The following is a 6,573-nucleotide window of genomic DNA, read 5'->3' as shown; positions in this document are numbered from 1 at the left end:
GCGCAGCCCCATGCGTTCGACCCGGCGGCCCTGCGCGCCGCCGCCGCCCGGCTGGTTCCCGGAGCCCAGCTCGCCAGCGCCGAAACGCTGGACGCCTACGACTTCTATTACTACGCCCGCGACGAGCACGCGATGCTGGGCCATGTCGAAAAGCCCTTGCCTGTGTGGCGACTGGCCTATGACGATCCCCAGGCGACCTGGGTCTATCTCGATCCGCGCACGGGACAGATCGTCAGCCGGCAGGACAGCGGTTCGCGCACCAGCCGCTGGCTGTTTGCCTTCCTGCATAGCTGGGACTGGACCGGTCTCTTGTCGCGACGCCCGCTGTGGGACGCCCTGCTGGTGTTCCTGAGCCTGGGCGGCGCGGCGCTCAGCCTGACCGGCGCGGTGATAGGCTGGCGGCGGCTGGGCAAGAAATTGCGGGCCTGAAGCGCCGCCGCGGATGCACTATGCTCACAGCCTTGCATGACGCATGACGATCTACCGGAAAGAGGAGCTTCCATGTCCGACGTAACCATCTACCACAACCCCAAGTGCGGCACTTCGCGCAACACCCTGGCCATGATCCGCAACGCCGGCATCGAACCCGAAGTCGTTCTGTACCTGGAAACGCCGCCCTCGCGCGCCGCACTGAAGGCGCTGTTCAAGAAGGCCGGCGTCAACGTGCGCGAAGCCCTGCGCGAGAAAGGCACGCCGTATCAGGAACTGGGCCTGGACGACACATCCCTCTCTGACGACGCGCTGCTGGACGCTATCGAGCAGCATCCCATCCTGCTGAACCGTCCCTTTGTCTCGACGCCGCTGGGCGCGCGCCTGTGCCGTCCCTCTGAACTGGTGCTGGATCTCCTGCCGGCTCCGCAGCAAGGCGCGTTCACCAAGGAAGACGGCGAAGCCGTGATCGACGCGCAGGGCAAACGCATCCAGAAGTAAAAGGACGCCGTCCGACGGCTTTTGTAAGCGGACTGACGGCTGGGGTCATTACCATCGCGGCAATCGCTTCATTACGCCGCAATGACAAGTCATGAATTCTCTTGAAGGCCTCAACCAGTCCCTTTTTCTTTTGATCAACGCGGATCCGGCCACCCCGGTCTGGCGGATCCACGCCGCCATGCTGGCGGCCAACCGGCTGATCCTGCTGGTGCCAGTCGTCCTGGCCGCCCTGTGGCTGTGGGGCGGCCGGCCGCAACGCGATCTGGCGCTGAAGGCGCTGGCCGGCATCGCCGTGGCGCTGTTCGCCAGCTATCTGTGCGGCGCGCTGTGGCCGCATGCCCGGCCCTTCGTCATGGGCCTGGGACATGCGTTCTTTCCGCACAAGGCGACGTCTTCGTTCCCCAGCAACCACACCATCATCATCGCTACGCTGGCGTTCACGCTGATCAACGATCGACGCTGGGCCGGATGGGGCTGGCTGGCGCTGGCCGCGGCCGTCCTGGTCGGCGCGTCGCGCGTGTACCTGGGCGTGCACTTCCCGCTGGACATCGTGGGCGGGCTCTTGCTGGCGCCAGTCGCCGCCGGACTCACCGCGATGGCATGGCGTCGCTGCGGCGAGCCCCTCACGGGCGTGGCGCAAAGCCTGTACCGCAAGGTGTTGGCGCTGCCGATCGCGCGCGGCTGGATCCGCGCCTGACGGCGCGGACTCGCGCAGCTCAGTTGATCGCCACCTTGGCGTCCTTGACCAGCTTGGCGTAGTTCTCGGTGTCCGCACCGATGCGCGCCTTCATCTCGGCGGGCGTGTCGCCGATCGGCACCGCGCCGATCTCCGCCATCCGCCGCGAGAAGTCGGGCGAACGGATGATCTTGACCATCTCGGCGTTCAAGCGCCCTACCACGTCCGCGGGCGTGGCCGCCGGCGCCAGCACGCCAAACCAGGTCCCCATGTTGAAGGGCTTGAGGCCGGCCTCCTCCATGGTGGGCACGTCGGGCAGCGCGGCCGAACGTTGATTGGTGGTGACGGCCAGCGCGCGCAGCTTGCCGCTCTGGATGTGCGCAAGCACCGGCGTCACGGTATCGAAGGACATATCGATCTGGCCGCCCAGCAGGTCGGTGGTCAAGGGGCCGCTGCCCTTGTAGGGGACGTGCAGCAGCTGCACGTGGCCTTCCTTTTCGAACTGCGCGCCGATCAGGTGCTGTCCCGTACCCATGCCGTTGGAGCCATAGGTCAGTTTGCCCGGCTGGCCTTGCGCCAGCTTCAGCAGCGCCTGCACGTTCTGCGCCGGCAGCTTGGGATTGACCACCAGCACGTTGGGCACTAAGGCCACCGTGGTGACCGGCGCGAAGTCCTTCTGGAAGTCGTAATGCAGGCTCTTGTAGACGCTGGTGGCAATGGTGTGGTGCACGGCGCCCATCAGCAGCGTGTAGCCGTCAGGAGCAGCCTTGGCCACGTAGTCCGCGCCCAGGGTCGAGCCCGCGCCCGGCTTGTTCTCCACCACCACAGGCTGGCCCAGGGTCTTGGCCAGCTCCTGGCCCAGCGCCCGCGCCAGCACATCGGTGGTGCCGCCGGCCGGAAACGGCACGATCAGGTTCACGGGCCGGACCGGATAGCCCTGCGCCGGCGCACCGCCGGCCCAGGACAGGCCAGCCAGGTAGGCCAGCGCCAGGACGCGCGCGGGTATCGTTCTCTTGTGCATGCTTGTCTCCTCGGTACGAATGGAATTCGCTTCTTTTCGTGGAGCCCGGAGCAGGCCTGGGGTCTCGCGCCCCGGTCCTGCTTCGGGCCTGCTTCGGATCAACTTCAGGCCTGCTTGGTGCCTGTTTCTTCTATGCGGCCCGGGCTCTCGCCGCAGCCGCCAGCTTGGCGCAGACCGCCGCCGTGACCTGCTCCGTGGTGGCGGTTCCGCCCAGGTCGCCCGTATGCAGCGACGGATCGGCGGTCACGCTTTCGATCGCCTGCATCAGCCGCGAGGCGGCCTGCGTTTCGCCCAGGTGTTCCAGCAGCATGACCACCGACCAGAACGTGCCGACCGGATTGGCCAGCCCCTTGCCCATGATGTCGAAGGCCGAGCCGTGAATGGGTTCGAACATGGACGGATAGCGGCGTTCGGGATCGATGTTGCCAGTGGGCGCGATGCCGAGGCTGCCGGCCAGCGCCGCCGCCAGGTCGCTGAGGATGTCGGCGTGCAGGTTGGTGGCAACGATGGTGTCCAGCGTGGCCGGACGGTTCACCATGCGGGCGGTGGCGGCGTCGACCAGTTCCTTGTCCCAGGTCACGTCCGGGAACTCGCGGCTGACCTCCGCGGCGATCTCGTCCCACATCACCATGGCGTGGCGCTGCGCGTTGGACTTGGTCACCACCGTCAGCAGCTTGCGCGGACGGGATTGGGCCAGCTTGAAGGCGAAACGCAGGATGCGCTCGACCCCTGCGCGGGTCATGATGGACACGTCGGTCGCGGCTTCCAGCGGATGGCCCTGATGCACCCGGCCGCCCACGCCGGAGTATTCGCCTTCGGAGTTCTCGCGCACGATGACCCAGTCCAGCTGGCCCGGCGCGCAGCGCTTGAGCGGCGCGTCGATGCCCGGCAGGATGCGCGTCGGGCGCACGTTGGCGTATTGGTCGAAGCCCTGGCAGATCTTCAGCCGCAGACCCCACAGGGTGATGTGGTCGGGAATGTGCGGATCGCCCGCCGAACCGAACAGAATGGCGTCCTTGCCGCGCAGCGCGTCCAGGCCGTCGGCCGGCATCATTACGCCATGCTTGCGGTAATAGTCGCCGCCCCAGTCAAAGTCCTCGAATTCGAAGCTCAGGCCGCCGTCCCGGGCCAGTTCCTGCATGATGCGCTGTCCGGCGGGAATCACTTCCTTGCCGATGCCGTCGCCGGGGATGGTTGCAATGCGATAGGTCTTCATGGGCCGACTGGGCTCCTTGCTGGTGAGATGCTGTCGGCACTGTACTGACGCCTGCGGACGGCGGGCGCCGTGGAATTCAAAACATCTTTAACCTGGAGTTGAAGGTGGAATGCGCAGGCGCCAATTTGAACGCGCAAATAAAACAGCGCCCGCATGGGGCGCTGTTCCGGGCCGCGGCCATGTCGCGGCCGCTGGCGAACGCTGCCGTCAGCAGCGGCCGACGTTCAAGGTGGAGATCATGTTATTGAAGTTCTGGCGCAGGCCGCCGGCGTCCATCTCGATGGTGGTGCGGATCATCTTGAATGCGCCCGTGCGCGCCGCTTCTTCCTTGTAGCGCCCGTTGCTGGTGTTTTCAAGAATCTTGCGACCGGAAGCCAGGAAGCTGTTGACGTTCATCATCATGCTGGAGCAGCCCTTGGGATCGGCCTCGCGGGTCTTCTTGTCAAAGCCCAGCGCCATCTCGTTCATCTTGTCCAACTCCTGCTTGAACGCTTCCTGGTCGGCGCCCAGGCCCGTGCCGTCGAACACGCCCGACGCCTTGTCCATCGTGGCCTTGCCGTAATAGACCAGGCCGGCGCGGTAGTAGGCGACCGTGTCCTTCTCAGCCTTCTCGAACGCTGCCTTGGTATTGGCCGTGTCCCTGATGGAAATGCCGCGATAGAAGCCGTTTTCGGCCTTCACCACTTCGGTCAGCGCCGCGACGTAGGCCGGGCTCTTCTCGCGCGCCAGCGCGCCGTTGTCCGACAGGAAAGTCTTGGCGGCCGCGTAATTCTGCAATTCGTTGCTCAACGGCGCCAGCTTGCCCAGCGCGTCCGAGAATTCCTTGGCAGGCGCGTCGATCTCGGCAATCGGCGTTTTCATCGCCAGTGCGCCGTCGAGTTTTTCCTTGGTGCGCAGGATGCTGGAGTCGTTGCTGATGGAGAAATCCTTGAGCGGCTTGCCGTCCTTCAGCGCCGGGACGACACGCGTCTGGTAGCGGTCCAGTGCCTCTTCGAAAGTCGTGGAGAGGCCATTGGCGGTATCAACGTACTGGTTGTACTTGATGATCTCGGCCTGGGCGGTGGTCGGCTCGGACGCTTTCGCTTCCTTCTTGGCGCTATCGTCGCCACACGCGGCGAGCGCCAGCGTGACGGCCAGAACGGCGGACATGCGCAAGGGGCGCGGCATAAACATCTTTGTTTCCTGTTGCGGGTTGCTCTGAAGGGGACGGATGATATGCCCTTCAGATGCTTAACACGCTACAAAGTCATTCAGCCCTGTCACAAGAGTTTTCAAGCCATCTCTGCTCGTGATCCAGCAGCCAGCGCTTGCGGTGCAGACCGCCGCCATAGCCGGTCAGCGAGGCGTCCGCGCCCACGACGCGGTGGCAAGGCACGACGATGCCTATGGGGTTCGCCCCATTGGCCGTGCCCACCGCGCGCACGGCCGCGGGACGCGCAATGCGGTTTGCCAGCGCGCCATAGCTGATCGACTGGCCGCCCGATATGCCTCGCAGCGCCTGCCACACGACGCGCTGGAAATCGGTGCCGCCGGTAGCCACGTCCAGCGAGTCGATGGCGCGCACGTCGCCGTCGAAATAGTCCCGCAGCGCGCGCCGCGCGGGCGAGGCGCGGGCGGCATCGCGTAGGTCCACGTCCTGGTTGCGGTACTGCCTGCGCAGCAGCAGGTGCATGCGCGATTCGTAGTCTTCCCAGTCCACCGCGCGCAAGCGCTGTTGCTCGTCGCTCAGGACCAGCATCAGGCCGATGGGGGTCGGAACGCGTTCAAGAAAGAAAGCCTGGGTTCGGGCGGACATGGGACTGGCTCCTGCGGCGGTGATCGACGAAATCACTATAGGCTGTGGCGCGGGCCTTGCGCTGGCGGTTTTCGGACAGGAATGCCGCATCCACAACACTGTCCGAAAACCGCTAGATCCGACACCTGCCGCAGCGTTAGCATCATCCCATGGACCTGAACCACGACGCCTGCTATAGCGCCATCCAAGTGCGCGACGCCCGTTACGACGGCCGCTTTTTCACCGCCGTGAAGACCACGCGCATCTATTGCCGCCCGGTCTGTCCGGCGCGCACGCCGCTGTCGAAGAACGTGGCGTTCTACGCCACCGCGGCGGCGGCGCAGGAGGCCGGCTACCACCCCTGCCTGCGCTGCCGCCCGGAAACCGCTCCTGAACTAGGACCTGGACATGAACTGCCCGACAGCGTGGCCCGCGCGCTGCAACTGATCGAGCTGGGCGCATTGGACGAGGACGGCGTGGACGTGCTGGCGCAGCGTCTGGGCGTGGGCGAACGCCAGCTGCGGCGCCAGTTCCGCCAGCACCTGGGCGCCTCGCCCGTGGCCGTGGCCCAAACGCGGCGCGTGTTGCTGGCCAAGCAGCTGATCCACGAAACCCAGCTGCCGATGGCGGAGATCGCCTTCGCCTCGGGCTTTGGCAGCATCCGCCGCTTCAATGAGATCTTCCACGACCTGTTCGCGCGCGCCCCTGGCGACCTGCGGCGCTCCGGCAAGCCCGAGGTGTCGGCGGCGCAAGAGGGCGAGATCAAGCTGCTGCTGCGCTACCGTCCGCCCTACGACTGGGACGCGATGTTGGGATTTCTGCGGCTGCGCGCGATCCCCGGCATCGAGCAGGTCACGGACGACAGTTACGCGCGCACCGTCCTGCTCGACGGCCGCCAGGGCACGGTGACGGTGCGCCCCGGCCGCGGCGACGCGCTGGAGGCCACGGTGCGCTTT

General features: G+C 66.0%; 7 protein-coding genes and 1 pseudogene. 4 read left to right on the top strand and 4 right to left on the bottom strand.

Annotation, left to right across the window (positions count from 1 at the left end; genetic code table 11):
- The 3 genes and pseudogenes from VIR09_RS05580 to VIR09_RS05570 form a co-directional block, all read left to right on the top strand.
- A pseudogene (locus VIR09_RS05580) lies at nt 1–429 on the top strand (PepSY domain-containing protein); the annotation flags it as partial.
- Between the two features lie 72 nt (nt 430–501).
- Nucleotides 502–930, top strand: a complete 429-nt coding sequence (arsC, locus tag VIR09_RS05575; protein WP_332011971.1) for an arsenate reductase (glutaredoxin) — start codon at nt 502–504, stop codon at nt 928–930.
- A gap of 91 nt (nt 931–1,021) precedes the next feature.
- Nucleotides 1,022–1,627 carry a phosphatase PAP2 family protein gene (locus tag VIR09_RS05570; RefSeq protein ID WP_332011970.1) on the top strand — a complete coding sequence of 202 codons (606 nt, stop codon included), beginning with the start codon at nt 1,022–1,024 and terminating at the stop codon, nt 1,625–1,627.
- Between the two features lie 19 nt (nt 1,628–1,646).
- Here the strand turns inward: VIR09_RS05570 and VIR09_RS05565 are convergent, their stop codons facing one another.
- The 4 genes from VIR09_RS05565 to ogt form a co-directional block, all read right to left on the bottom strand.
- Nucleotides 1,647–2,627 carry a tripartite tricarboxylate transporter substrate binding protein gene (locus tag VIR09_RS05565; protein ID WP_332011969.1) on the bottom strand — a complete coding sequence of 327 codons (981 nt, stop codon included), beginning with the start codon at nt 2,625–2,627 and terminating at the stop codon, nt 1,647–1,649.
- Nucleotides 2,628–2,757: 130 nt separating this feature from the next.
- Nucleotides 2,758–3,843 (bottom strand): tartrate dehydrogenase, encoded by a 1,086-nt coding sequence (locus VIR09_RS05560; RefSeq protein WP_332011968.1) that lies wholly within the window; start codon nt 3,841–3,843, stop codon nt 2,758–2,760.
- Nucleotides 3,844–4,050: 207 nt separating this feature from the next.
- A complete protein-coding gene (locus VIR09_RS05555) occupies nt 4,051–5,016 on the bottom strand; it encodes a DUF3829 domain-containing protein (protein ID WP_332011967.1) in 966 nt (321 codons plus the stop codon).
- Nucleotides 5,017–5,089: 73 nt separating this feature from the next.
- On the bottom strand, nt 5,090–5,638 hold the full coding sequence (ogt, locus tag VIR09_RS05550; protein ID WP_332011966.1) for a methylated-DNA--[protein]-cysteine S-methyltransferase: 549 nt from the start codon (nt 5,636–5,638) through the stop codon (nt 5,090–5,092).
- A gap of 149 nt (nt 5,639–5,787) precedes the next feature.
- On the opposite strand from ogt, the gene VIR09_RS05545 reads away from it, so the two are divergent.
- A partial coding sequence (locus VIR09_RS05545) for a bifunctional transcriptional activator/DNA repair enzyme AdaA (protein WP_332011965.1) occupies nt 5,788–6,573 on the top strand: 786 nt, incomplete at its 3' end.

Origin of the sequence: Achromobacter sp., from assembly GCF_036567245.1 — a bacterium.
GTDB lineage: Bacteria > Pseudomonadota > Gammaproteobacteria > Burkholderiales > Burkholderiaceae_B > Achromobacter.
The sequence above is the reverse complement of the archived record's forward strand: the minus strand, read 5'-3'. Positions and strand labels throughout refer to the sequence as shown.